Genomic DNA, 23,507 nt, shown 5'->3' with positions numbered 1-23,507 from the left:
ATGGCAAAAATATGTCAGAAACATAGCAAAAATACTTCCACTGTCACCGAACTGTCACATTAGAGTCATAGACTTGTCATCATTGAAGTTGATACTGACTGCGTTTTAAAAACTTAGTACGCTTAATTTGGAGCAATACAATGAAACTGAAAAAACTTGTCGGCGCAATTACCTTAACAGCCGCTGGTGTGTTCTCGGCAGCATCAATGGCTGCAATTGATCAAACGTTACCTGTCTATGAAAAAACAAGTGGTGTTTCTGGTAACTTGTCTTCTGTTGGTTCTGACACGTTAGCGAATATGATGACGTTATGGGCTGAAGAATTTAAGCATATCTATCCTAACGTAAATATCCAAATTCAAGCAGCAGGCTCTTCAACAGCGCCTCCAGCATTAACTGAAGGAACTTCACAGTTTGGCCCAATGAGTCGTAAAATGAAGCCAAACGAAGTTGAATCATTTGAAAAACACTTCGGTTACCAGCCAACTGCGATTCGCGTAGCCATTGATGCTTTAGCAGTATTTGTACATAAAGATAACCCAATTAAAGGGTTAAGCATTGAACAAATCGATGGTATTTTCTCTTCGACTAATAAATGTGGTGGCAAACAAGTTGAGCGTTGGGGCGATTTAGGCCTAGACGGTAACTGGGCAGCAAAAGACGTTCAATTATACGGTCGTAACTCAGTATCAGGTACTTACGGATACTTTAAAGAGAAAGCCCTTTGTAAAGGTGATTTCCGTGCTAACGTAAACGAACAACCAGGTTCAGCGTCAGTCGTTCAGTCAGTTTCACAAGGTTTAAACGCTATTGGATACTCTGGTATCGGTTATAAAACTGCTGGTGTTAAAGCGGTAGCCGTGTCGAAGAAAGGTGACAAGTTTATTGAAGCCACTGCTGCAAATGCAGCAAATGGAACGTACCCACTTTCTCGTTACCTGTATGTGTATATCAACAAGCATCCAAATAAAGATTTATCACCAATGGATCGCGAGTTCATTCGTTACATACTTTCTAAGCAAGGTCAGCAAATTGTTGAAAAAGATGGTTATGTACCATTACCTAGCTCAGTAATTGCAAAAGATTTAGAAAAAGCCGGCATTCGCCTTTAAGCTAAATTGAATGATACAGAAAAGACCTCTCAATGAGGTCTTTTTTTATGGGCGAATTTGGGTAAAAAAAAGCAACCTACTTGAGGTTGCGCTTACTGCAATATGCAATATGTTGATAGGGTAAACACTATCGAATTGGGGGAATGATGATGAACAAAACATTTCAACAAAGTAGCTTAAAAAATTCGGTTCATATAGTCAGAGTCTGTGTGTATTAATAAGTTCCGCACTGAAGTAAAAAAATCAAAAATATCGATATTTTTTCATTAGCCTTAAAAACGGCCAAATAACGGGCAAAAAAAAGCAACCTGGTTAAGGTTGCTATCACTGCAATATGCAATTCATTTGATAGGCATAAACACTATCGAAAGGGAGATGATGATGAACAAAACATTTCAACAAAGTAGCTTTAAAAATTCGGTTCATATAGTCAGAGTCGGTTTATGCTAATTAGTTCCGTTGCGCAGTAAAAAAATTTAAAAAAATTGATATTTATTCATGAGCCTTCAAGGCTGTCAAATAACAGGCAAAAAAAAGCAACCGAGTTAAGGTTGCTATCACTGCAATATGCAATTCATTTGATAGGCATAAACACTATCGAAGGGGAGATGATGATGAACAAAACATTTCAACAAAGTAGCTTTAAAAATTCGGTTCATATAGTCAGAGTCGGTTTATTCTCATAAGTTCCGTTGCGCAGTAAAAAAAATCAAAAATATCGATATTTTTTCATTAGCCTTAAAAGTAGCCAAATAACAGGCAAAAAAAAGCAACCGAGTTAAGGTTGCTATCACTGCAATATGCAATTCATTTGATAGGTATAAACACTATCGAAGGGAGGATGATGATGAACATAAACTTTCAAAAAACTAGCTTAAAAATTCGGTTCATATATTAGGACTGATGGCCTTTGTAAAAGTTCACCAGTTTTAAAATTATTTTAAGTAACTTGGCTTATATGTAGTTTGTTGATTGTATTGTGTTCGATAAATGCATTTTAGCCTCAATCTGAAGGGCAGTGGCTATTCTCCAGTCATGCCTGCAAATTCACTTATTTAGCGGGCTAAACGGCATTCATTTGTGATTGCCTGACATAAAATAGCCTACTGCATCATTAATCAACACAGATAAACACCCCCGAGTTATTTTATGCAAATTGAAACGGCTATTCCCTTACAAACATCACCCTCAAAATGCTATCTTTAATCACAAATAGTCAGATGTGCTTTTTATAAAATTTGAGCTTAGCGAAAGGATATTAACGTGACCAAAACAGTAGATAATCAGTGGGATCATCAGCATGATTACCATTCCAGTGCGAATGCTGATTCATTGAAAGTGACTCATTTAACGCTCGAGCTCAGAGTCGATTTTGCCGTCAAGCAGTTAATCGGTCATGTACAACTTCAATTTGACTCAAACAAGAATCATGCAAATGTGCAGCAGCTTGTCTTAGATTGCCGTGATTTAACCATTTTCAAGGTAACTGATAAACACGGGGGCGCGCTTGAGTTTAAACTGAGCGAGGTCGATGAGATATTGGGGCAAAAGCTGGTTATTAACATCCATCAATCAATGCGAGAAGTTGTGGTTTATTATGCGACATCACCCCAAGCACAAGGTTTGCAGTGGTTAGCGCCAGAGCAAACACTGGGTAAATTAAAACCGTATTTGTTTAGCCAATCTCAACCCATTAATGCCCGCAGTTGGATCCCACTGCAAGATACCCCAAAAGCCCGAGTGACATTTGATGCAGTTATTCATATTAATAACGGCTTGCGGGCAGTGATGAGTGCATTGAATAATCCGCAAATGCCTGAAAATGGAGTGTTTACATTCGCGATGGATAAACCTATACCAACGCATTTACTCGCATTAGCGGTTGGTGATTTAGCGTTTGAAGCAACTGGGCCTAGAAGTGGTATTTATACTGAGCCAGGAATGTTAGCCAGCGCGGTTAAAGAGTTTGAAGATACTGAAGCCATGATAAAGGTGGCAGAGTCTTTATTAGGCCCTTATGCATGGGGGCGTTACGACATGATAGTGTTGCCGCCCAGCTTTCCATTTGGGGGCATGGAAAATCCTATGTTGGCATTCATGACACCTACATTGATCGCAGGGGATAAAAGTTTAGTTTCAACGGTTGCCCATGAACTTGCTCATTCTTGGACGGGTAATTTAGTCAGTAACGCGACCTGGCGTGATTTGTGGCTCAATGAAGGATTTACTACTTATTTTACTAATCGAATAGTTGAAGCGGTATATGGTAAGGAGCAAGCTGATTTAGAGTGGGTTAATGAATTCACTCGGTTAGAGTCTGAGATGAATTCATCTGAGTTGGCTGAGCAAACATTGCCGGCCAATGTGCAACGGCGAGATCCCAATTTAGCTTTTAATCGCTTTACTTATGATAAAGCCTCTATGTTTGTTCATGAACTAGAATTGCGTTTTGGGCGTGTGGCATTTGATGCCTTCCTGTTTGAATATGTCAGTTATTTTGCTTTTAAAGCGATTACGACAGAGACATTCATGAGTTATATGCAACAACATGTTTTACCAATGTCTGCAGATAAATTGTCGCTCAATGAGCTTAATGAGTGGGTATACGGCCAAGGGTTACCGGAATGGTTTGTTCCTCCGACATCTAACAGTTTAGATAAAGTTCACCTTGCATTAGCTGATTTTGAGCTTCATAAATCAGCAAGTTCATTAAATGTAAAAGGGTGGCGAGTACATCATTGGCAGTATTTTTTAAATCAATTGCCGCAAGTTATTACACAAGAACAGTTACTGGATTTAGACGACACCTTTAATTTTACCCTAAGCCAAAATTCAGAGATTGCATGTGATTGGTTTAGAGTTGCCATTCGAAATCATTTTGATCCTGTGCTAGAAGCGTTATCAGGCTTTCTTATGTCAGTTGGACGCGCTAAGTTCGTTAAACCTTTGTATATAGAGTTACAAGTTGCTGGATATCATCAAGAGGTACAACAGATTTACCAGCAAGCTAGGTCAAGCTACCATCCTTCATTGCAGGTGCAATTAGATAAGTTACTCACTATAAATACGATAGGTTAATCGTGAATACCAATCGTAATAACTAACTGATCACAGCGTTAGATTTTTTGATTGTAGAGTAATGTCGTATCAAAAAATCTGACTTGATATGCTGCATTTTCCTAGGCTATTTCTGAACACTAATTTACTGTGATGACTATAACTTCATGATAGCCAAAACGAGTAAGTTATAAAGCAAGCAATAAAAAAACCTCAGAGAATCTCTGAGGTTTTTTATTTGCCTAAAACATAAGGCTAAAGACTTACAGCATACTCTTAACGCTTAATGGCTTCATGTTCGCCAGTTACGCCAATTTCTTCCGTCAAAGCCGCTTCTTCTGTGTCATTGTGTCCTTCAGCACCGTGCATCCAATCGACAAGCTTGTCAGCCATGAAGTATAAGATAACACCAGAGATTGCTGCAGTAATGGCAATACCTGCGAAGATTGACATTGCATTTGCAAGTTGATCTTCAACACTGCCGCCATGACCTATCAATGAACCCACTAAACCACCTACTTTATTAGCAATCGCAATAAACAGGAACCATGCACCCATCATTAACGATGCGATACGCAGTGGAGCAAGCTTAGTGACCATAGATAAACCAATTGGCGATAAACAAAGCTCACCCATAGTATGGAAGAAATAGGCTCCAACTAACCACCACATGCTTGATTTAGCAGAAGCGTCGCCGCCCATTTCTAATACAGCACCTATCATGAATAGGAAACCAATACCCAGTAATACAAGGCCTAAAGCGAATTTAACCGGTGAGTTAGGTTCATTTTTACCTAAACGAATCCAAACTGAGGCAATTACCGGAGCAAAAACAACAATAAAAATCGCGTTCAAAGATTGGAAGTAAGTCGTTGGAACTTCCCAATCGCCAATCATGCGGTCGGTAAAGTTATTTGTGAATAGGTTCATTAGACCGCCGGCTTGCTCGAAACCAGCCCAGAAAATGATGGTAAATAAACCCATTACCATGATCACTTTGATACGATCACGTTCAATTTTAGTTAGAGGCTCACTTCGAACTTGACCCTTAAGTGCATTTCTATCTTTTTCAAGCTTTGCCGCCGGAACGGTACCAATATCACCCAATAATCTTTGAGCAAAGATAAACTGAATGATTAACGAGGCAACCATACCAACACCAGCACAGAAGAAACCGGCCTGCCAGTTGTTTACAAATACTTCTTGACCCTCAATGACTGTGCTGTGACCAAAAGAGGTATAAGCCCAAGCAACAATGAAGCCCGATAAAGCCGCACCCACGTTGATACCCATATAGAAAATTGTGAATGCACCATCACGACGGTGATCGCCTTCTTCGTATAAGTCACCAACCATGGTCGAAATGTTGGGTTTGAATAAACCGTTACCAAAAATTAGTGTCCCTAAACCAATATAGAATAAGGTGGTCTCTAAACCTGGGAACCAGCTATGTGGTGCCGCAAGGGTAAATTGTCCAATGGCCATTAATGCGCCACCGATGTAAATGGCTTTACGCTGTCCTAAGTATGTATCAGCCAGCCAACCACCGATAAGCGGTGTTAAATAAACAAGACCGGTAAACGTACCGTATAAAGAAAGCGCATCGGCTTGTGTCCAACCTAAACCACTGCCCCCTTCAGATTGTACTTTATCAACCAAATAAAGTACTAAAATAGCGCGCATTGCGTAGTAACTGAATCGTTCCCATAATTCAGTTGTAAACAGTAGGAACAATCCCTTTGGATGCCCAAGCATCGTTCCTGGTGCTTTTACTTCACTCATTAAGTTTTCCACCTTAAAGCTTGTGATTGGCTGTGACGCAAGTTGCATCACAGAATAGTTATTTGCAAAGTTAACCTGAGTATCGTAAATAAAGCGCCATTCAAAAAATGAATTGCTACTTAACCAGGCAATCTTGGCTTATTTATTGTTCATTTTTATAATAAATAGTGTCTATTCGATGCGTTATTTGTTTAAAACATCAAAAAACCCACCTTATATACCCTTTTAAGACTGCTAAAGTCAATGTTTGTGCGGGTATGGGGCACACATAGGTTGCTACAAAAATGTAAACAGCGCTCTGCTTTTTACATTCAGCTAAAGTGCCTTTTAAAATCCACTTAGGGTATTCTCTGTGACAACTATGATTGCGCTATTATCAAGTTTAACCACACTTGGTCGATAAAGAGTGGCTTTATAAATAGAATTTGGATGACGTTATTTTAAGCAACTACTCGCTGGCTTTTAACTTGTTGACAGCAATTAAGTGTTCCGTGATTGCAAAAATGTAACTAAAAGTTAAAATGTGTAGTAATGACAGTGCTGCAAAATAATGATTATCCAGAATATGTTGCCTAACCGCATCAAGACAACATGATTGAGGACAATATGCGCTTTTTATTAAATACAATATTGCTACCTGTTATTTTGCTCAGTACTCCAGCTTTGGGCTGGATCGATACTGATATGGATGGCGTGCCAGATAAAAAAGATGCGTGTGCTGGCACCCCCAAAGGCATTGTTGTCATGGCTAATGGGTGCCAAGATCCCAGCGATATTGAAATTGAAGAAGACGTTCAAGAGGTTGAACTCGATAGCCCGGTTGAGATATCGGCGATTGAAGAACTGCCATTAACCCCACAAGAATTGGTTAATGTGTGTGAGCAGCAAACAAGCATCAATGGCGTCTCGCAATGTTTACAACAAGCCATTCAACCTGTGTATTTTGAATTTGCTAAAGCGGATGTACTGTTATCGCAGCGACCATTTTTAGACAGTATTCTTCGGCTAACTGAGAAAAGCGATAATGTTCAGTTGATGTTAGTTGGCCATGCTGACTCTTTGGGTTCTGATCAATTGAATCAAAAATTATCTCTTGCTCGAGCAAACAGCGTAAAACAGATTTTAGTGACCGATTATCATTTTAATCCTAACAACATTTCTGTAAAAGGAATGAGCAACAAACAGCCCGCGGCAGACAACGCTACAACAGAAGGGCGTCAACGCAATAGGCGAGTAGAATTTATCATTTCGGCAGAATAATCTGCCATTTAAGGGAGTAAAACAATGGAAAACCTTGAAGGTTTAGAAGGGTTAATGCAACAAGCACCCGAGTTTATTATGGCTTATGGTCTTAAAGCATTAGCGGCTTTGGTAATTTTTATCATTGGTAAATATTTTGCCGGTGTTGCAAAACGCCTCACTGATAAAGTATTAAGCAGTCGTAAAGTTGATCAAACCGTAGTGTCATTTGTTGCTAACTTAGCGTGGGCAATTGTGTTTGTCTTCACTATTATTGCAACATTGGGCCAAATTGGCGTTCAAACAGCATCGCTTGTTGCTGTAATTGGTGCCGCAGGTCTTGCAGTTGGTTTAGCCTTACAAGGCTCATTATCTAACTTCGCTTCAGGTGTGTTGATGGTGTTATTCCGTCCATGTCGTGTAGGCGATTTTGTTGAAGCGGCTGGTGTTGCTGGTGTTGTTGATGAAATTACTATTTTCTCAACCAAACTTCGTACTGGTGATAACAAGCTTATCATTGCACCTAACTCAGCGATTATGAATGGCACTATCACGAATTATTCAGCGCTTGAAAAGCGTCGTATCGATTTAGTGATAGGTGTGAGTTATGCGTCAGATATTGCTAAAACTAAGAAAGTGATTGCAGACGTGTTAGATAACAATGCCTTTGTATTAAAAGATCCAGGATATACCATTGGTCTAGCTGAATTAGCGGATTCATCTATTAACTTTGTGGTTCGTCCATGGGTTAGCACAGGTGATTACTGGCCTGCACGCTTTGAAGTGTTAGAGCAAATCAAAAATGCCCTTGATGCCGCTGAGATTGAAATTCCATTCCCACAAATGGATTTGCATGTGAAAGAATTAGCTGCAACTAAGTAATCAATTTATTGATTGAGTACGTATCAATAAACCAGCCTGCGGCTGGTTTTTTATTGAATTTTTAAGAAAATTAGGAGCTTAGCATGACATTTAAAAACGCACTGTTTAACCTAGGTTTTTCGATAGTATTAATGACTTCACCCGTATTTATGTCGTCTGCGATGAGTGCAGAAGTGACCATGGGGGGGCATGCAGTGGCCCTAAAAGGTAACTTACCGCTCAATAATGCCACCGCGCCAGACTTTAAAGTAGTCGATGATAAATTTAATCCCGTGTACCTTAGCGACTTTAAAGGTAAAACCGTTTTAATCAGCGCAGTGCCCAGTCTAGATACGGGTGTTTGTGCGCTGCAAACCAAACGTTTTAATACTGAGTTTGCTAATTTTAGTGCTGATGTGGTGATGCTGACCATTAGTACCGATCTGCCTTTTGCACAAAAGCGTTTTTGCCAAACAGAAAGTGTCGATAAAATAAAAGTGTTATCAGATTCTGTGTGGCGGAATTTTGCTGATCAATATGGCTTATTAATTGAGGATCGTGGTTTGTTAGCTCGGGCGATTTTTATCATCGATGCCAATGGTCAATTGCAGTACCAAGAATTAGTTAAAGAGGTGAGTCAACATCCTAACTACGATGCGGCGCTCTCGGCTTTAACAAAAATTGCTGCAGTAAAATCTTAATCCGTTACACTGTCGATTATGGATTAAGATTGTTTAGATAATAAAAATGATGATTGATTTTAGAAGCGATACTGTTACTCAACCAACGGCGGCAATGCGACGCGCGATGGCTGATGCGCCCGTTGGTGATGATGTTTATGGTGATGATCCTACGGTGAATCATTTGCAGGATATGGCTGCTGAAATGTTCGGTTTTGATAGCGCCTTGTTTGTTAGCTCAGGCACTCAAGCGAACTTATTAGCGCTAATGTCACATTGTGATCGGGGTAACGAGTATTTATGTGGTCAACAGGCACACAATTATAAGTTTGAAGGCGGCGGGGCTGCGGTGTTAGGAAGCATTCAACCTCAGCCACTGAATAATCAGCTCGATGGAAGTATTTTATTAACTGACATTGAAGCGGCCATTAAACCTGACGATATACATTTTGCTCAGACGCGTTTACTCAGCCTTGAAAATACCATTGGTGGGAAAGTGTTATCTCAAGCGTATTTGTCACAAGCACAAGCTTTAGCATTTAATCGTGGCTTAAAAATACATTTAGATGGTGCCCGCGTTGCCAATGCTGCAGTGGCTCAAAATATCGCCATTGCAGATATTACTCAGTATTTTGATTCAGTGTCGATATGCTTATCTAAAGGCTTATGTGCACCAATAGGATCTATTTTATTGGGGGACGAACGATTAATTGCTAAGGCTACTCGGTGGCGCAAAATGTTAGGTGGTGGTATGCGCCAAGCTGGTATTATTGCTGCAGCCGCTAAATTAGCATTAACGGAACAGGTGGAGCGTTTAGCTGAAGATCATCATCATGCCAAACTGCTTGCACAAGCCTTATGTCAATTGGACGAATTTGACGTTGATGTTAACGCGGTACAAACCAATATGGTGTTTGCGAGATTGGCTAGCCACATCGATGCTAATCGCTTATCGCAGGCATTATTGCAAAAAGGTATTAAGATTAGCCCTAGTCAGCAACTGCGCATAGTAACCCATGCTGATATTAGCTCCCAAGACATAGCGACCTTTATAGCATCTTTAAAACAGGTTTTATTAGAGACGGTAGATCTTTAGAGGTTGTTTTTACTCATAATCTGCCATGATAAAAAATACCATTCATGACATCATTTGTTTTCAATGGCGTTAAATGGTGCAAGCAAAATCCCTTAATGGGGCAAATTTTAATAATCAACTCATTAAGTGATTGATTAATAATGCAACTAAAATTGGCTCAATCATTGCTACCCCTTTAGTGATACAAGTATTTATTGTTAACAACTAAAGGGGTTTTTATGAAATATCTTAGCCGTCATCTTATTTTACCCATCCATTTAAATAACAGTCAGGCGCTTTGCTGTGGACAGCTTTTGACTTGGATTAATGAACAAGCAACAATTTTTGCCAGTTGTCAGATGAAAAGTCAGTGTCATGTCGCCAAACTCATTTCTGAAATCAATTTTATGACTCCAGCCTTAGCTGGCGATATGCTTGAGTTTGGTTTTGAATGTGTCAGTTTAGGCCAAAGTTCAGTGACGATTCGTTGTAAGGTTCGTAACAAAGTCACTCAATCTCCCATCGCCAGTATCGATAAAATGGTGTTTGTTAACATCAATGCTAATGGCTTACCCGTTCCCCATGGTATGCGGGCAAATGCAGCCTAGATGAAAGGCCAAGGTAAGTCATGCGCATGACTGCCTTAGGGTTGCTTTTAGTAATCTAATTCAAGGGCAAAACATAAATAGGCCATCAGAGCCACGGTGTGTTGTAATTCATTTTGACAATATTCTACAAAATCAGCCTGGCAAACTTGCTGCTGAGAAATGGGTTTAATAGCGATAAAATCTTTGCGTTTTAGTTCTTCAACTAAATGATGATCTTTATCAAATCCCCTTGGCGGTCGAATGAGTTTGCCTCCCTCCATGTTAAAACCGGCTTGAGTTAATATTTGAACGGCCTTTTGATAGCCGTTAGGGTTTTCATCAATGCATTGTCTGATTGCATTGAGACTTTTTGATTCTGGATGCCATATACCCGCAGCGATAAAACATTCATCGTTAGCAAGATGAATATAAAAGCCTGGCGCGTGAACATCTTTGCCCTGAAAGTGCCTAAATTGAATACCTACATTCGTCTTATAGGGCGTTTTATTATGACTAAATCGGCTATCTCGTTGGGGGCGCATTAAGCTGCCACCGACTTTTTTTGCTACAGCAGTAAAGCGGGGTGAAAGGGCCAATACAGGCCCTTGCATTGCCTCAATAAACTGTAGAGCAGGGCCTCGGACTAGCGCTTCATAACGGGGTTGGTTTTGTTTAAACCAATCGCGGTTATTATTTTGAGAGAGTTCTGTTAAAAATTCAAAAGTTTTTGGACTGAACATCAAGATAACCTTGTATTTAATTCTTTTAATATTAGCTGGTTAGTAGTAGGGTGGTAAGTGTTAATTTGTTAACAATTTGTCTAAGATACCTTAACGCAAAAATAGATTTTAAAAAAATATATTTTATTGAAAATGCAGTGTATATTGCGCCGAAATTAGCGAATACAAGCTATTATTAACCATTGAGCTATTGCTCAGGTATTTTGTTAATTTAGGCAATTAGCTTATATGAATAAAAAGGTAAGACTTTATTTCCTATTAACGTTAAGGACTGACCATGACACAACAAACCCTCGAAATAGTGGGCTGGAGAGAATGGGGCACGTTTCCTGAAATTGGCAATGAAAAAGTCAAAATTAAGGTGGATACAGGAGCAAAAACGTCCTGTTTACATGCTTTTAAAATAAAACCGTTCCAAAAAGAAAAACAAAAGTGGGTGCGAGTATGGTTGCATCCAGAGCAAGATTCTGATCGTGAAGTTGTTTGCGAATTTCCCATTTTTGATCGCCGAAATGTCAGCGATTCTGGTGGACATGTCACGAAAAGATATGTAATTAAAACCCCAATTATTATTGGGGGAAAGCAGTTCGATATTGAACTGACCTTAACCAATAGAGATAACATGAAATTTCGTATGTTGTTAGGTCGTAGAGCACTGGAAGGGCGATTTTTAGTGGATTCAGCAGCATCTTATATCACTGGAGAGTAAAATGCAGATTGCAATTATGTCACGGAATAAGAACCTTTATTCTACCAACCGTTTAAAAGAAGCCGCCGAAGCCCGTGGTCATTCAGTTAAAATTATTGATCCATTAAAGTGTTACATGAATATCAACATGAACGCCCCAAGCATTCATGCTCGTGGTGCTGAGTTACCAGCATTTGATGCCGTTATTCCACGTATTGGTGCCTCTGTGACATTTTACGGCACAGCCGTATTGCGTCAATTTGAAATGATGGGGACGCATCCATTAAATGAATCTGTGGCGATCACTCGCTCACGCGATAAATTACGTTCATTACAATTATTGTCACGTAAAAACATTGGTTTACCTGTTACTGGTTTTGCAAATAAACCTGCAGATGTGCCTGACTTGCTAGACATGGTCGGTGGTGCACCTTGCGTTATCAAGTTACTTGAAGGGACTCAAGGTATTGGTGTTGTTTTAGCTGAAACCCGTAAAGCGGCTGAATCCGTTATTGAAGCTTTTATGGGCTTAAAAGCCAACATCATGGTGCAGGAGTATATCGCTGAAGCTGGCGGTGCAGATATTCGTTGCTTTGTAATTGGTGACAAAGTGATTGCAGCCATGAAGCGCCAAGCGCTTGCAGGTGAGTTCCGTTCTAATCTTCATCGTGGCGGCACCGCATCTGTGGTGAAGTTAACACCTGAAGAGCGTTCAACCGCTATTCGTGCAGCTAAAACCATGGGTTTGAACGTTGCTGGTGTTGATATTCTGCGCTCAAAACACGGTCCTTTAGTGATGGAAGTTAACTCATCACCCGGTCTCGAAGGGATTGAAAAAGCAACGGGTATTGACGTTGCGGATAAGATCATTCAATTTATTGAGAAAAACCTTAAAAAGAACAGCTCTAAGACGAAAGGTAATGGTTAATGGCTAAAAAGCGCGAATCTTTCGCCATAGGTGAAGTGAGCGTTAAAGCTGGCACGCAACAAAGCGTTAAGCTTCCTGCTGCAAGACTTTATAACGACACGCCGATGGAGCTTCATGTTGAAGTTTTCCATGGCACAAAAGCGGGCCCCACCTTGTTGGTGTGTGCTGCCATTCATGGCGATGAGCTAAATGGCATTGAAATTTGTCGACGTTTATTAAGTAAAATAAACGCAAAGTCTTTAGTTGGTACGCTATTAGTTGTGCCAATTATTAACGTATTTGGATTTATTCAGCAATCCCGTTATTTACCTGACCGTCGTGATTTAAATCGTTGTTTTCCTGGTTCTTCAAAAGGGGCTTTGGCAAGCCGTTTAGCCCATCTGGTTTCGCATCAGCTGGTTGACCGTGCAACTCATATTATCGATTTACATACCGGTGCGATTCATCGTGATAATTTGCCTCAAATCCGTTGTGATACCGATGATGAAGTGATGTTTGGTATGGCAAATGCGTTTGGTGCGCCGGTTATCATGACATCGAAAAACGTCAGTGGTTCAATGCGCGGTTATGCCAACAGTAAAGGTATTCCGTGTATTTTGTATGAAGCTGGTGAAGCATTACGTTTTAGTGAAATGTCGATAAAGTCTGGTCTCAATGGTGTGATGAATGTGATGCGCCATTTAGAAATGGTCAAAGGTCGTATTCGCATTAAAGGTAATAGTGTCAACGCTAGCCGAAGTTATTGGGTTCGCAGCGAAGCTGATGGTTTAATAAACATTAAACTTAAGCTAGGTGAAAGGGTTAATAAAGGTAATATTTTGGCCTATATTGTTAACCCACACGGCGGTGAAAGCATTGCACTGCGCGCGCCAACAGACGGCATTATTATTGGTAATAGTAATATTCCTGTTACTAATGAAGGTGAGGCATTATTTCATATTGCTCAATTTGAGGGTGATGAAATTGAGATTGTGAATGACAGCCTAGACGATTTTATGGCCGAATACGCTTAATTTTGTTTGTCAGCTAAAAATGCCGCTGAATTCAGCGGCATTTTTGTTTTCAGCCCATAAACCACCTACTTCAGTAGGTGGTTATCATCAATTAGGCTTTGCCTAAAGTATGTTCAATAGCTGATTAACTCAAGTGATACGAGAGCTTTGCTAATGGTGCAGTACAAGCTTCTAAATCAGGGATGATTTAGTGGAGCCTATAGGGATATATTTACGGCGTCTTGTTAACGCACGGTAGGAAAGCGCCCTTTTAGGGCGTGATATCAAAGCCACCTTCTTCAGAAGGTGGATTCTTGACTTTTATAAACCTTTAGCCAGTAAACTCTCCCTAGTTCCATCTTAATCAGTAACAGTGCATTCTAGCTTGCTAAAATACTCGATAATTGTGGTAGATTTTTCGATAGTGAAATAAGGCTTATCGTTAAAATCTACTTTTTATCAAGTATTTACCCTAAGCTGTTTTTGCAAGCTGATTGACTGTAACTGTAACTGTAACTGTGATAAGGCTTAAAAATCAGCTTCATCAAATGCAACAATATGCTCACTACTGGTTTCAATTTGTTTGCGTAAACTGCGGGTTTGGCTAACCCAATAACTCATATAAAATGTAGCTGTTTTGAGTTTTGCTTGATAGAAGCTGGCTTCATCAGTGCCTTTTTCTAGCGCCGTTAATGCGGTGGCTGCAATTCGTGCCCACATCCAGGCTAATGCACTGATACCAAATAATTGCATATAAGCCATTGAAGCTGCGCCGACTAAATCAGGATTGTTGGCGGCGTGTTTGGCTATGTAGCCTGTTGCGCGTTCAAGATCGCCTGCAGCATCCATCAAACCTGCAATAAAAGGTTTCATTTGCTCATTAGTTGAGTGCAGGCCAATAAATTGCTTCACCATCTCAGACCATACTTGTAAGGTTGCACCTTTATCGGCCAGTAATTTACGACCCACTAAATCCAGTGCTTGTACACCGTTAGTGCCTTCATAAATCATGGCAATACGAATATCTCGAACAAATTGCTCCATCCCCCACTCATTGATATAACCATGGCCGCCGTATACTTGTTGCGCATCCACACAGGCTTTAAAGCCTTGGTCTGTGACAAATCCTTTTACAATAGGGGTGAATAAGGCGGCTAATGCTGAAGCCTGTTTTGCTTTAACTGGGTCGGCTTCACGCTCAGCTTGATCTAGCCACAAGGCTTGCTGCCCCATTAATGCTCGAGTGCCTTCATTAAATGATTTTTGCGACAGTAACATGCGGCGAACATCACCGTGTACCAAAATGGGATCTGCGGCTTTATCGGCTTCTTTTACACCACTCAGTGCACGACCTTGAACACGATCTTTGGCATAAAATAAGGCATTTTGATAGGCGATATCAGATACCCCTAAACCTTGAATTCCCACGCCTAAACGAGCCTGATTCATCATAGTGAACATTGCGCGTAACCCTTGGTGTGGCGCGCCGACAAGTTCACCGACAGCATTGTCAAATAACATCACACAGGTAGAGTTACCGTGAATCCCCATTTTATGCTCAAGACCTGTTGCTGCTAAGGAATTCGCTGCGCCCAGAGTACCATCAGCATTGACTAAATACTTAGGTACCGCGAACAGTGAAATGCCTTTTACGCCTTCAGGGGCATCAGGTAGGCGAGCGAGTACAAGGTGAATGATGTTTTCTGCTAAGTCATGGTCGCCAGATGAGATAAAGATTTTTTCACCACTAATTGCAAAGGTATCATTAGCTAAAGGCTTAGCTTTTGTGCGTAAAAGGGCTAAATCGGTACCGGCATGCGATTCTGTTAGGTTCATGGTGCCAGTCCACTCACCACTGACCAGTTTAGCCAGATATTTTTGCTTCAGTGCATCACTACCATGAACGTGGATTGCTGAATAAGCCCCGTGTGTTAGCCCAGGGTACATCGCAAATGCCATATTTGTGGCTGTTTTCATCTCAGTGGCAAAGGTACCAACCACTTCAGGTAAGCCTTGTCCGCCATATTCAGGATCACAAGTGAGTGTTGCCCAACCATTTTCAACATATTGTTTATAAGCGTCTTTAAAGCCATCAGGGGTAATAACTTTGCCATCGACTAATTGACAGCCCTGATGATCCCCAACAGCATTTAAGGGCAGCATAATATCGGTCGTGAAATCGGCTACGCCTTGTAAAATGGCATCAACGAGTTCCGGGTCAACTTCATCAAATCCGGCTAATTCTTGATACTGGTATATGTTCAGAAGTTCAGAAAGAATGAATTGATAATCACGAATAGGAGCTTGATAAATAGGCATAAGAGGTCGTTCCTTGTTGATGCTTGTTATTGAACAATTTATCGCGCAGTATTTTTCATCTTAGTGACGAGGAACACGATTCATTGAACATTATGGTTATCTTTTCTACATTAACGTAATTTGAGTAAAAACTCAGTATTTTTTTACGGGTTAAAATTCAACATTTAACCCGATATTTTCCTAAACAAATCCAAAGTTACTTTAGGTCGTTTTATTGTTATTCATCGACGGGTTTGATCATCTTATGTTGTCGCCAAAAATTCATGCAATGCACTAAAACGGCGTGTGGGTTTTCTATTTGAGGGTAATGACCTGTTTCAAGTAATGCGATTGTGTCTGCTTGTTCAATAAGCTGTTCAAATCTCATGAGTGTGTCTTGGCCTGATACGGGATCACAAATACCATTAATTAATCTCAATGGCTGTGAATATTGCTGTAATGCATTAACCCAGCGTTGACGATTTATTTGACGTTCGCGGATATATTGAATGACTTTGTGAATGACATCTACGCCCTTATTATGCTGGATAAGTTGCCAATGAATCGCAAGATCAGCGACGGGTATTTTTTGATAACAAATGTAATTAAAATTAGCGATAAATTTTTTAAATGAGAAAAGCTTGGCCACTAAAAATCCAATCGGACTAAGGAGTATTTTTTGGGTGAAGATAGGGCGGGTGGTTTCAGGAAATAAACCACCATTGAGCAAAATGGTACTTTTGATTTTAAAGTCGCCATTATTGTCAGCTTGGCCATGACGAGCTAAAAGCTCCTGAGCGACTGTATCACCGTAATCATGTGCCAGAATATGAAATTCATTAATTCCCTGATGCTTCAATACATCTTCAATGATGTCGGCTTGTAAACTAAAAGTGTAACGTGTATTGCTGGGTTTATCAGATAACCCGTAACCAAGTAAATCAAGAGTAATTAAATGAAAATGCTTAGCTAACGTCAGCCACATGGGTTTCCAGTCGTAGCTACTTGTTGGGAATCCGTGAATTAATAACAAGCAAGGTTTGTTATTTTCGACATGGTTAATGAATATCTGACGACTCATACCATCATGTTGATATTGATGGAAGAAACCACTTTGGTGCCATGGCGTCGGCCATGTTTGAGAGCAAGCATCATTTGAAGGGATAATAAGCATAGCTTCCTTTTTAGCTTCATTCCTGTTTGGGCAAAGTCAAAATAGATTTTAGAACATTTGAACAACAATGATCACTTGTTCTTTTGGTTCTACTCGATACTAAAGCTCTTCTGTTAGACCATTATGTTTTAGTTTACGGATAGTTTTGCGAGCAAGATCGCTTTTTACTGTTAAACATCCTATTTTTTTTATTGATCGTGTTAAATTAAGAACTATCAGTTTTAAAAAATAAATCAATCTAGAGGTGTTTATGCAGCATCGATTTCAAATTGCCATCTCAGCAGGTCTTCTAGCCGCATTATGGGCTGGCGTTGCTGATGTATTTCAGTTAGTCACCTGGATTGGTTTTCTAGGCTGTAGTACATTTTTCGCCCAAACCAAAAGTGGTGTTAAAGGCATGTTGATGGCCATGACCACAAACTTATCTGGTGTATTTTGGGGGTGGTTAATTATTGCCGGCAGTACTTTTTTCGGTTCACCGATTATCAGCTATGCGTTAACAGGTATTGTGACCTCAATTATGTGCCTGCAAGCTAGTCATAAACGGCTTGCGTTTATTCCCGGTGCCTTTATAGGGTGTTGTATCACTTTTGCCATGAATGCAGATATCGCTGCGATTGTACCTCCATTAGTTATGGGGGCCGCGCTTGGCTATTGTATGAGCTTGTTGACCGAGCAATTAATTGCATTGACACAAAATAGACAAAATATTTCGTCTCCGGTGACCAGTGTTAATGATAATGCAGCAAAAGAGCTCTAGTCATCGCGGGTGTAATAAATGCAGTCGAAGCGTAATTTGGCTGCATTAACTTAATTGCAGTTACATCAAATCTGTTACCCGCTCAACCTTTTAGATCTTCATTAGATCTTCGCTAAATATGCATCTAAATCTTGATAGTCAAAAACTAACACGAAAGGATGCCGTTCTTCATTACCCAATTCTTTGATATAACAATGCTAATTTTGTTGAAATTAAATACTTGGTAATACTAAATATCATATCGATACGATGTCTTAAAAATGCATTCCATTGTGGATACAAATAAAAAGCGCACTTGGGTAAGTGCGCAGTTCAGTGTGATGCATTGTTATTTGAGATTAAAAAACCATCTCAGGGACATGCTCAGGTACAATTAATTTACCCGCAGTTTTAGCGATAATTTCCTCTACCGTGACACCAGGGGCGCGCTCAAGTAAATGGAATGCGCCGTCTTTAATTTCAATAAAGGCGAGGTCGGTCATCACTCTTTTGATGCAACCATAACCGGTTAATGGAAGCTCGCATAAGGGTAATAACTTTGAGTTACCATGTTTATCTGCATGCATCATAGTGACAATGATGTTATCTGCGCCAGCCACTAAGTCCATTGCACCGCCCATGCCTTTAATTAGTTTGCCAGGGATCATCCAAGAGGCAATTGATCCATTGACATCAACTTCAAAGGCACCCAATACCGTTAAATCAACATGACCACCTCGGATCATGGCAAAGCTTTCTGCCGATGAGAAAAATGATGCACCGGCAACGGCGGTAACGGTTTGTTTGCCAGCATTGATTAAATCAGCGTCGATAGCATCTTCTGTAGGGAATTCACCCATACCCAACAAACCATTTTCAGATTGCAGCATGACCTGCATACCTTCAGGAATATAGTTGGCCACTAACGTTGGGATACCAATACCTAGGTTGACATAAAAGCCGTCTTGCATTTCTTTTGCTACGCGTTGAGCAAGTTGTTCTCTTGATAAAGCCATGTGCTTGCTCTCCTTATTTAGCCGCTTTTACGGTGCGTTGTTCGATGCGCTTTTCAAAGCTTGCTTGGATAACGCGATCAACGTAAATACCTGGGGTGTGAATATGGTTTGGGTCTAATTCCCCTGGCTGAACAATTTCTTCGGCTTCTACCACGGTAATTTTACCGGCAGTTGCCATCATAGGATTAAAGTTTGCTGCGGTTTTACGAAACACTAAATTGCCCATAGTGTCAGCTTTCCAGGCTCGCACTAAGGCAAAGTCTGCGGTGAGTGATTCTTCTAACACATAATGACGGCCTTTGATTTCGCGGGTTTCTTTGCCATCGGCGATCGGTGTGCCATAACCTGTTGCTGTAAAGAAAGCCGGAATGCCGGCGCCACCTGCGCGAATTTTTTCAGCCAAGGTGCCTTGGGGGGTTAAAACGACATTTAATTCGCCAGATAACATTTGTTGTTCAAATGTCGCGTTTTCACCGACATAAGAGGCAATCATGGTAGAGATTTGACGTTGCTTAAGTAATAAGCCCAATCCAAAATCATCCACCCCAGCGTTATTTGAAATAGCGGTTAAACCAGTGACACCTAATTTAACCATATGGTTGATTAGGCCTTCAGGAATACCACATAAACCGAAACCACCGACCATCAAGGTCATGTTATCTGTTAGTCCAGCCAGCGCTTCATCATAGCTGTGAACGACTTTATTAAAACCTGCCATTGTGCTGTCCTTTTCTCGTTTTTATGTTTAATAGATGCTGATTGCATTTTGAGTCAGCAGCTTAAAATCAGTTTGTTGCCAGCCTAAATCAGCCTAATGCATTAGCCACTTTTGAGGCACTTTTGCGGCCGATAATTTGGCTAATATGATTGCCTGCTATCGCCAGCTTATTGAGGTCAATCCCAGTTTCAATGCCGATGCCATGCAGCATGTAAACTAAATCTTCAGTGGCTAAATTACCTGATGCACCTTTGGCATAAGGGCAGCCACCCAATCCCGCAACAGAGGCATCAAATGTGGCAATGCCCATATCTAAGCAAGCAAAAATATTGGCTAATGCTTGTCCGTAGGTGTCGTGAAAGTGTAGTGCAAGCTTTTCTACGGGCACAACTTTTGCCACTGCTTCAACCATTCTACGGGCATTTACTGGGGTGCCAACACCTATGGTGTCTCCGAGTGAAATCTCATAACAGCCCATTTTGTAAAGAATTTCAGACACACGAGCGACTTCACTGACCTCAATATGACCTTCATAAGGACAGCCAAGGACACAGGATACATATCCTCTGACCGGAATATTGTGCTGTTTTGCTAGTTGCATCAATGGGATAAAGCGTTCAATAGATTCATCGATTGAGCAGTTAATATTTTTTTGACTGAAGCTTTCTGATGCGGCGCCAAATATTGCCACTTCATCTGCCCCCGAAGCTAACGCCAGTTCAAACCCTTTCAGATTTGGGGTTAACGCACTGTAGGTTACCCCTTTGACGCGAGGCATTTGGGTAAAAATATCGGCAGAGTCGGCCATTTGCGGCACCCATTTGGGGGACACAAAGCTACCCGCTTCAATACGCGTTAATCCAGATGCGGCCAAATCAGCAATTAACTGCAGTTTGGCCAGGGTTGTTACGGCTACTTCATTTTGTAAGCCGTCACGAGCGCCGACTTCAAAAATGCTGACTTTTTTAGGCATCATGCGCTAGCTTCCTTTTCAGCTTCTGCTGAGGTTTCTTCCACATGCAATAGCTGAACGCCATCGGTGACCAACTCACCGCTTTGAAAGTAAAACTCGGTTACGACCCCGTCAAATGGTGCTTCTATGGTGTATTCCATTTTCATCGCTTCCATCACCAGCAAACCTTGGCCTGCTTTCACATGGGCGCCCACTTCAACTAAATGGGTGACCACAGTGCCGTTCATTGGTGCTTTTAATTTGTCAGCGCTGTTAACGGTTTCTTCAGCGACTTGCGCTAATACCGCGGTAAAGTGATAACTGCCGCTCGGTAAGAATAAGGTAAAGTCGTCAACATCTCGGCTAACTGGTACTTTACTCTTGTGACCATTAATTTCAGCAAACAACACATCATCTTTAATTTGCCCTGCCAGCTTTAATGCTTGACCGTTTAAGCCTAAATGCAAAGCGCCACCTAGATCGGTCATCAATAGGTTTTGTAACTCGTGCTTTTCATCCAACAGGGCAACATGATGAATACTGGCACTGTTAAGTCTAAACCCACTGACTTGGCCCCAAGGAGAATAAGGGTCATGGCTGTTTACAGCATTAGCTTGCGCCTGTTGTTGGCGCAATAACACCTGATATAAACCAGCTAGCGCGATGGCGGTGTCCGATTCGCTGCTGGCATCACCTATCAGAGTGTTGCCATAGCGTTCGATAAAGTCAGTACAGAAATCGGCTTTAGCAAATGCGGGGTGTTCGGCAATGTTGGCTAAAAATTCAATGTTATGTTTTAAGCCGCTAATTAGGTATGACTCTAGTGCATGCACTAAGCGTTGAAGGGCGCGCGGACGCGTTTCATCCCAAACAATTAGTTTAGCGATCATCGGGTCGTAAAAATTACTGATCACATCATTTTCACGAATACCAGAATCAATTCGAACATGACGATTTTGTTCTGGTTCACGTAAAAAGTTCAGTTTACCGCTGGCAGGTAAAAATTCATTTTGTGGGTCTTCTGCGTAAATGCGAACTTCAAATGAATGGCCATGAATGCGCACTTCATCCTGCTTTAACGGTAATTCGCCGCCACTGGCTACAACAAGTTGCCATTTGACCAGGTCTTGACCAGTCACCATTTCGGTAACGGGGTGTTCTACTTGTAAACGGGTATTCATTTCCATGAAGTAGAAACTGTTGTCAGTATCTAACAAAAACTCTACGGTGCCGGCACCCACATAATCAATGGCCTTTGCTGCCGCAACCGCGGCTTCACCCATTTGTATACGTAATTCATCGGATAAACCAGGAGCTGGCGCTTCTTCAACCACTTTTTGATGACGACGTTGAATAGAACAATCACGATCGGAGAGATAAATCGCATTACCATGGCTGTCAGCAAAGACTTGGACTTCAACATGGCGCGGTTGACGTAAATAGCGCTCCATGAGTAGTTTATCATTACCAAATGATGAAGTGGCTTCACGCCTTGCGGAGCGAATGGCCTCTAAAATCTCACCGTCATTTTCAACGATGCGCATCCCTTTACCACCTCCGCCATATGCGGCTTTTATCAGTAAAGGGAAGCCCACTTGTTTAGCTTGCGCTACAAGGTTGGCATCGGTTTGATCGTCACCGTGATAACCGGGTACTAAAGGCACGTTGGCTTTGCCCATGATCTCTTTAGCAGCACTTTTGCTGCCCATGGCATCGATTGCCTCACTGCCAGGGCCAACAAATGCAATGCCATTTTGTTCACATTTACGGGCAAATTCGGCATTTTCCGATAAGAAACCGTATCCAGGGTGGATGGCTTCTGCACCAGAACGTTTGGCGATATCTATGATCAAATCGGCTTTTAAATATGAATCAGCGGGTGCACTGCCACCTAAGTGAAAAGACTCATCCGCCATTGCGACATGGCGGGCGTCTTTATCCGCATCAGAATATAACGCTATGGTACGTACGCCCATGGCTTGAGCGGTTTTAATAATGCGGCAGGCAATTTCACCGCGGTTGGCAATCAGTAATTTGGTAATCATTATTTGGCTCCTTTAGGATCCGTGGCATCTTGCCAAGCCGGAGAGCGTTTTTCGAAAAAGGCATTTAGGCCTTCTTGGCCCTCATCAGACACTCGAATGCGCGCAATTTGTTCACTGGTATAGTCCAGTGTGGCATCATCAATTACGCCGTCTTCTAGCTTAGATATTAAAGTTTTAACCCATCTCATGCCCTGTGGGCTATTGGCTTTAAAGGCGGTTATAAAAGGCGCTGCTGCGGCGTCTAGATCGTTATTAATCACATGGATAACCTGCTGTTTCAGGGCGGCTTCAGCACTAAAACGCTCAGCGGTTAACATGTAACGCCTGGCTTGACGATTTCCCATTGCGCGAACAACATACGGACTAATCACCGCTGGAATTAAGCCAAGTTTGACTTCGCTTAAACAAAAGCTGGCTGCCTCATTGGCAATGGCAATATCGCAGCAGCAAATTAACCCTAATGCCCCACCGAAAGCGGCGCCATTTACCAGCGCGATGGTGGGTTTGGGGAATTTATCCAGTACATGCATCAGTTTAGCGAGTTCATGGGCATCGGTGAGATTTTGCTCGAAATCCATTTGGGCTTGTTTGCGCATCCAATTAAGGTCGGCTCCAGCACTGAAGTTTTTACCCTTGGCCCGCAGAATAAGCATTTGGCATTCGGCTGATTCTCCAAACCCTTCGATTGCACAAATCATTTCACTGATCATGACTTCATCAAATGCATTGTGCTTTTCTGCACGATTTAATATTAACTCACCCACGCCCTCATTAAGCTGACATTGAATGTGTTGAAAATCAGTTTTAATCATTTTTATTGCTCC

Annotated in this window: 20 protein-coding genes; 11 read left to right on the top strand and 9 right to left on the bottom strand. The window is 41.3% G+C overall.

Annotated elements, in window-relative coordinates:
- Positions 1-140: 140 nt before the first annotated feature.
- Together OHT75_RS17805 and OHT75_RS17800 are read left to right on the top strand one after the other, a co-directional pair.
- Entirely contained in the window at positions 141-1,112 is a 972-nt protein-coding gene (locus tag OHT75_RS17805; protein ID WP_264729025.1) for a PstS family phosphate ABC transporter substrate-binding protein, read from the top strand.
- Positions 1,113-2,375: 1,263 nt separating this feature from the next.
- Entirely contained in the window at positions 2,376-4,190 is a 1,815-nt protein-coding gene (locus OHT75_RS17800; protein WP_264729023.1) for a M1 family metallopeptidase, read from the top strand.
- Positions 4,191-4,445: 255 nt separating this feature from the next.
- Here OHT75_RS17800 and OHT75_RS17795 read toward each other — a convergent pair whose 3' ends face one another.
- Positions 4,446-5,951 carry a peptide MFS transporter gene (locus OHT75_RS17795; protein ID WP_264729021.1) on the bottom strand — a complete coding sequence of 502 codons (1,506 nt, stop codon included), beginning with the start codon at positions 5,949-5,951 and terminating at the stop codon, positions 4,446-4,448.
- A gap of 606 nt (positions 5,952-6,557) precedes the next feature.
- Between OHT75_RS17795 and OHT75_RS17790 the strand changes: the two genes are divergently transcribed.
- The 5 genes from OHT75_RS17790 (at position 6,558) to OHT75_RS17770 (ending at position 10,414) form a co-directional block, all read left to right on the top strand.
- Complete coding sequence (locus OHT75_RS17790) at positions 6,558-7,211, top strand: OmpA family protein (RefSeq protein ID WP_264729019.1); 654 nt, start codon at positions 6,558-6,560, stop codon at positions 7,209-7,211.
- Positions 7,212-7,235: 24 nt separating this feature from the next.
- Positions 7,236-8,072, top strand: coding sequence for a mechanosensitive ion channel family protein (locus tag OHT75_RS17785; RefSeq protein WP_264729017.1), 837 nt, complete (start codon positions 7,236-7,238; stop codon positions 8,070-8,072).
- An 83-nt stretch (positions 8,073-8,155) separates the two neighbouring features.
- Complete coding sequence (gene tpx, locus OHT75_RS17780; RefSeq protein ID WP_406682050.1) at positions 8,156-8,752, top strand: thiol peroxidase; 597 nt, start codon at positions 8,156-8,158, stop codon at positions 8,750-8,752.
- 49 nt (positions 8,753-8,801) lie between these two features.
- The gene (gene ltaE, locus OHT75_RS17775) at positions 8,802-9,827 is read left to right on the top strand and encodes a low-specificity L-threonine aldolase (RefSeq protein WP_264729097.1); all 1,026 of its coding nucleotides are present in this window, start codon (positions 8,802-8,804) and stop codon (positions 9,825-9,827) included.
- A 218-nt stretch (positions 9,828-10,045) separates the two neighbouring features.
- The gene (locus OHT75_RS17770; RefSeq protein WP_264729015.1) at positions 10,046-10,414 is read left to right on the top strand and encodes an acyl-CoA thioesterase; all 369 of its coding nucleotides are present in this window, start codon (positions 10,046-10,048) and stop codon (positions 10,412-10,414) included.
- 47 nt (positions 10,415-10,461) lie between these two features.
- Here OHT75_RS17770 and OHT75_RS17765 read toward each other — a convergent pair whose 3' ends face one another.
- Positions 10,462-11,133: a DUF2461 domain-containing protein gene (locus OHT75_RS17765; RefSeq protein WP_264729012.1), complete on the bottom strand. Its 672-nt coding sequence runs from the start codon at positions 11,131-11,133 to the stop codon at positions 10,462-10,464.
- Between the two features lie 277 nt (positions 11,134-11,410).
- On the opposite strand from OHT75_RS17765, the gene OHT75_RS17760 reads away from it, so the two are divergent.
- From OHT75_RS17760 to OHT75_RS17750, 3 genes are read left to right on the top strand one after another with little or no spacing between them, the layout of a single operon-like run.
- Entirely contained in the window at positions 11,411-11,842 is a 432-nt protein-coding gene (locus OHT75_RS17760) for an ATP-dependent zinc protease family protein (RefSeq protein ID WP_264729010.1), read from the top strand.
- A 1-nt stretch (position 11,843) separates the two neighbouring features.
- A complete protein-coding gene (gene rimK, locus OHT75_RS17755; protein WP_264729008.1) occupies positions 11,844-12,749 on the top strand; it encodes a 30S ribosomal protein S6--L-glutamate ligase in 906 nt (301 codons plus the stop codon).
- Positions 12,749-13,762: a succinylglutamate desuccinylase/aspartoacylase family protein gene (locus OHT75_RS17750; protein WP_188841180.1), complete on the top strand. Its 1,014-nt coding sequence runs from the start codon at positions 12,749-12,751 to the stop codon at positions 13,760-13,762. Before rimK ends, OHT75_RS17750 begins: the two co-directional genes overlap by 1 nt.
- Positions 13,763-14,269: 507 nt before the next feature.
- On the opposite strand, the gene OHT75_RS17745 is transcribed toward OHT75_RS17750, so the two are convergent.
- Positions 14,270-16,060, bottom strand: coding sequence for an acyl-CoA dehydrogenase C-terminal domain-containing protein (locus tag OHT75_RS17745; protein ID WP_264729006.1), 1,791 nt, complete (start codon positions 16,058-16,060; stop codon positions 14,270-14,272).
- Between the two features lie 217 nt (positions 16,061-16,277).
- Positions 16,278-17,213: an alpha/beta fold hydrolase gene (locus tag OHT75_RS17740; protein WP_264729004.1), complete on the bottom strand. Its 936-nt coding sequence runs from the start codon at positions 17,211-17,213 to the stop codon at positions 16,278-16,280.
- Between the two features lie 250 nt (positions 17,214-17,463).
- Between OHT75_RS17740 and OHT75_RS17735 the strand changes: the two genes are divergently transcribed.
- Positions 17,464-17,973 (top strand): DUF1097 domain-containing protein, encoded by a 510-nt coding sequence (locus tag OHT75_RS17735; RefSeq protein ID WP_264729002.1) that lies wholly within the window; start codon positions 17,464-17,466, stop codon positions 17,971-17,973.
- A 338-nt stretch (positions 17,974-18,311) separates the two neighbouring features.
- On the opposite strand, the gene OHT75_RS17730 is transcribed toward OHT75_RS17735, so the two are convergent.
- The 5 genes from OHT75_RS17730 to OHT75_RS17710 form a co-directional block, all read right to left on the bottom strand.
- Entirely contained in the window at positions 18,312-18,968 is a 657-nt protein-coding gene (locus OHT75_RS17730) for a 3-oxoacid CoA-transferase subunit B (RefSeq protein ID WP_264729001.1), read from the bottom strand.
- 13 nt (positions 18,969-18,981) lie between these two features.
- Positions 18,982-19,686 (bottom strand): CoA transferase subunit A, encoded by a 705-nt coding sequence (locus OHT75_RS17725; protein ID WP_188841187.1) that lies wholly within the window; start codon positions 19,684-19,686, stop codon positions 18,982-18,984.
- Between the two features lie 88 nt (positions 19,687-19,774).
- Positions 19,775-20,662 carry a hydroxymethylglutaryl-CoA lyase gene (locus tag OHT75_RS17720; RefSeq protein WP_264728995.1) on the bottom strand — a complete coding sequence of 296 codons (888 nt, stop codon included), beginning with the start codon at positions 20,660-20,662 and terminating at the stop codon, positions 19,775-19,777.
- On the bottom strand, positions 20,659-22,683 hold the full coding sequence (locus tag OHT75_RS17715; protein ID WP_264728992.1) for an acetyl/propionyl/methylcrotonyl-CoA carboxylase subunit alpha: 2,025 nt from the start codon (positions 22,681-22,683) through the stop codon (positions 20,659-20,661). Before OHT75_RS17715 ends, OHT75_RS17720 begins: the two co-directional genes overlap by 4 nt.
- Complete coding sequence (locus OHT75_RS17710; protein ID WP_264728990.1) at positions 22,683-23,495, bottom strand: enoyl-CoA hydratase-related protein; 813 nt, start codon at positions 23,493-23,495, stop codon at positions 22,683-22,685. Before OHT75_RS17710 ends, OHT75_RS17715 begins: the two co-directional genes overlap by 1 nt.
- Between the last annotated feature and the right edge of the window lie 12 nt (positions 23,496-23,507).

The organism is Shewanella subflava (genome assembly GCF_025971955.1).
Taxonomy (GTDB): Bacteria; Pseudomonadota; Gammaproteobacteria; order Enterobacterales; family Shewanellaceae; genus Shewanella; species Shewanella subflava.
This window is presented reverse-complemented; position numbering and strand designations above follow the sequence as displayed.

What these genes read in the sequence shown, in the direction of transcription:
- OHT75_RS17765 (WP_264729012.1), bottom strand. Translation starts at nt 11,133, where the DNA reads ATGTTCAGTCCAAAAACTTTTGAATTTTTAACAGAACTCTCTCAAAAT.
- OHT75_RS17795 (WP_264729021.1), bottom strand. Translation starts at nt 5,951, where the DNA reads ATGAGTGAAGTAAAAGCACCAGGAACGATGCTTGGGCATCCAAAGGGA.
- OHT75_RS17715 (WP_264728992.1), bottom strand. Translation starts at nt 22,683, where the DNA reads ATGATTACCAAATTACTGATTGCCAACCGCGGTGAAATTGCCTGCCGC.
- OHT75_RS17805 (WP_264729025.1), top strand. Translation starts at nt 141, where the DNA reads ATGAAACTGAAAAAACTTGTCGGCGCAATTACCTTAACAGCCGCTGGT.
- OHT75_RS17720 (WP_264728995.1), bottom strand. Translation starts at nt 20,662, where the DNA reads ATGATGCCTAAAAAAGTCAGCATTTTTGAAGTCGGCGCTCGTGACGGC.
- OHT75_RS17785 (WP_264729017.1), top strand. Translation starts at nt 7,236, where the DNA reads ATGGAAAACCTTGAAGGTTTAGAAGGGTTAATGCAACAAGCACCCGAG.
- ltaE (WP_264729097.1), top strand. Translation starts at nt 8,802, where the DNA reads ATGATTGATTTTAGAAGCGATACTGTTACTCAACCAACGGCGGCAATG.
- OHT75_RS17710 (WP_264728990.1), bottom strand. Translation starts at nt 23,495, where the DNA reads ATGATTAAAACTGATTTTCAACACATTCAATGTCAGCTTAATGAGGGC.
- OHT75_RS17740 (WP_264729004.1), bottom strand. Translation starts at nt 17,213, where the DNA reads ATGCTTATTATCCCTTCAAATGATGCTTGCTCTCAAACATGGCCGACG.
- OHT75_RS17725 (WP_188841187.1), bottom strand. Translation starts at nt 19,686, where the DNA reads ATGGCAGGTTTTAATAAAGTCGTTCACAGCTATGATGAAGCGCTGGCT.
- rimK (WP_264729008.1), top strand. Translation starts at nt 11,844, where the DNA reads ATGCAGATTGCAATTATGTCACGGAATAAGAACCTTTATTCTACCAAC.
- OHT75_RS17745 (WP_264729006.1), bottom strand. Translation starts at nt 16,060, where the DNA reads ATGCCTATTTATCAAGCTCCTATTCGTGATTATCAATTCATTCTTTCT.
- OHT75_RS17730 (WP_264729001.1), bottom strand. Translation starts at nt 18,968, where the DNA reads ATGGCTTTATCAAGAGAACAACTTGCTCAACGCGTAGCAAAAGAAATG.
- OHT75_RS17750 (WP_188841180.1), top strand. Translation starts at nt 12,749, where the DNA reads ATGGCTAAAAAGCGCGAATCTTTCGCCATAGGTGAAGTGAGCGTTAAA.
- OHT75_RS17790 (WP_264729019.1), top strand. Translation starts at nt 6,558, where the DNA reads ATGCGCTTTTTATTAAATACAATATTGCTACCTGTTATTTTGCTCAGT.
- OHT75_RS17770 (WP_264729015.1), top strand. Translation starts at nt 10,046, where the DNA reads ATGAAATATCTTAGCCGTCATCTTATTTTACCCATCCATTTAAATAAC.
- OHT75_RS17760 (WP_264729010.1), top strand. Translation starts at nt 11,411, where the DNA reads ATGACACAACAAACCCTCGAAATAGTGGGCTGGAGAGAATGGGGCACG.
- OHT75_RS17735 (WP_264729002.1), top strand. Translation starts at nt 17,464, where the DNA reads ATGCAGCATCGATTTCAAATTGCCATCTCAGCAGGTCTTCTAGCCGCA.
- tpx (WP_406682050.1), top strand. Translation starts at nt 8,156, where the DNA reads ATGACATTTAAAAACGCACTGTTTAACCTAGGTTTTTCGATAGTATTA.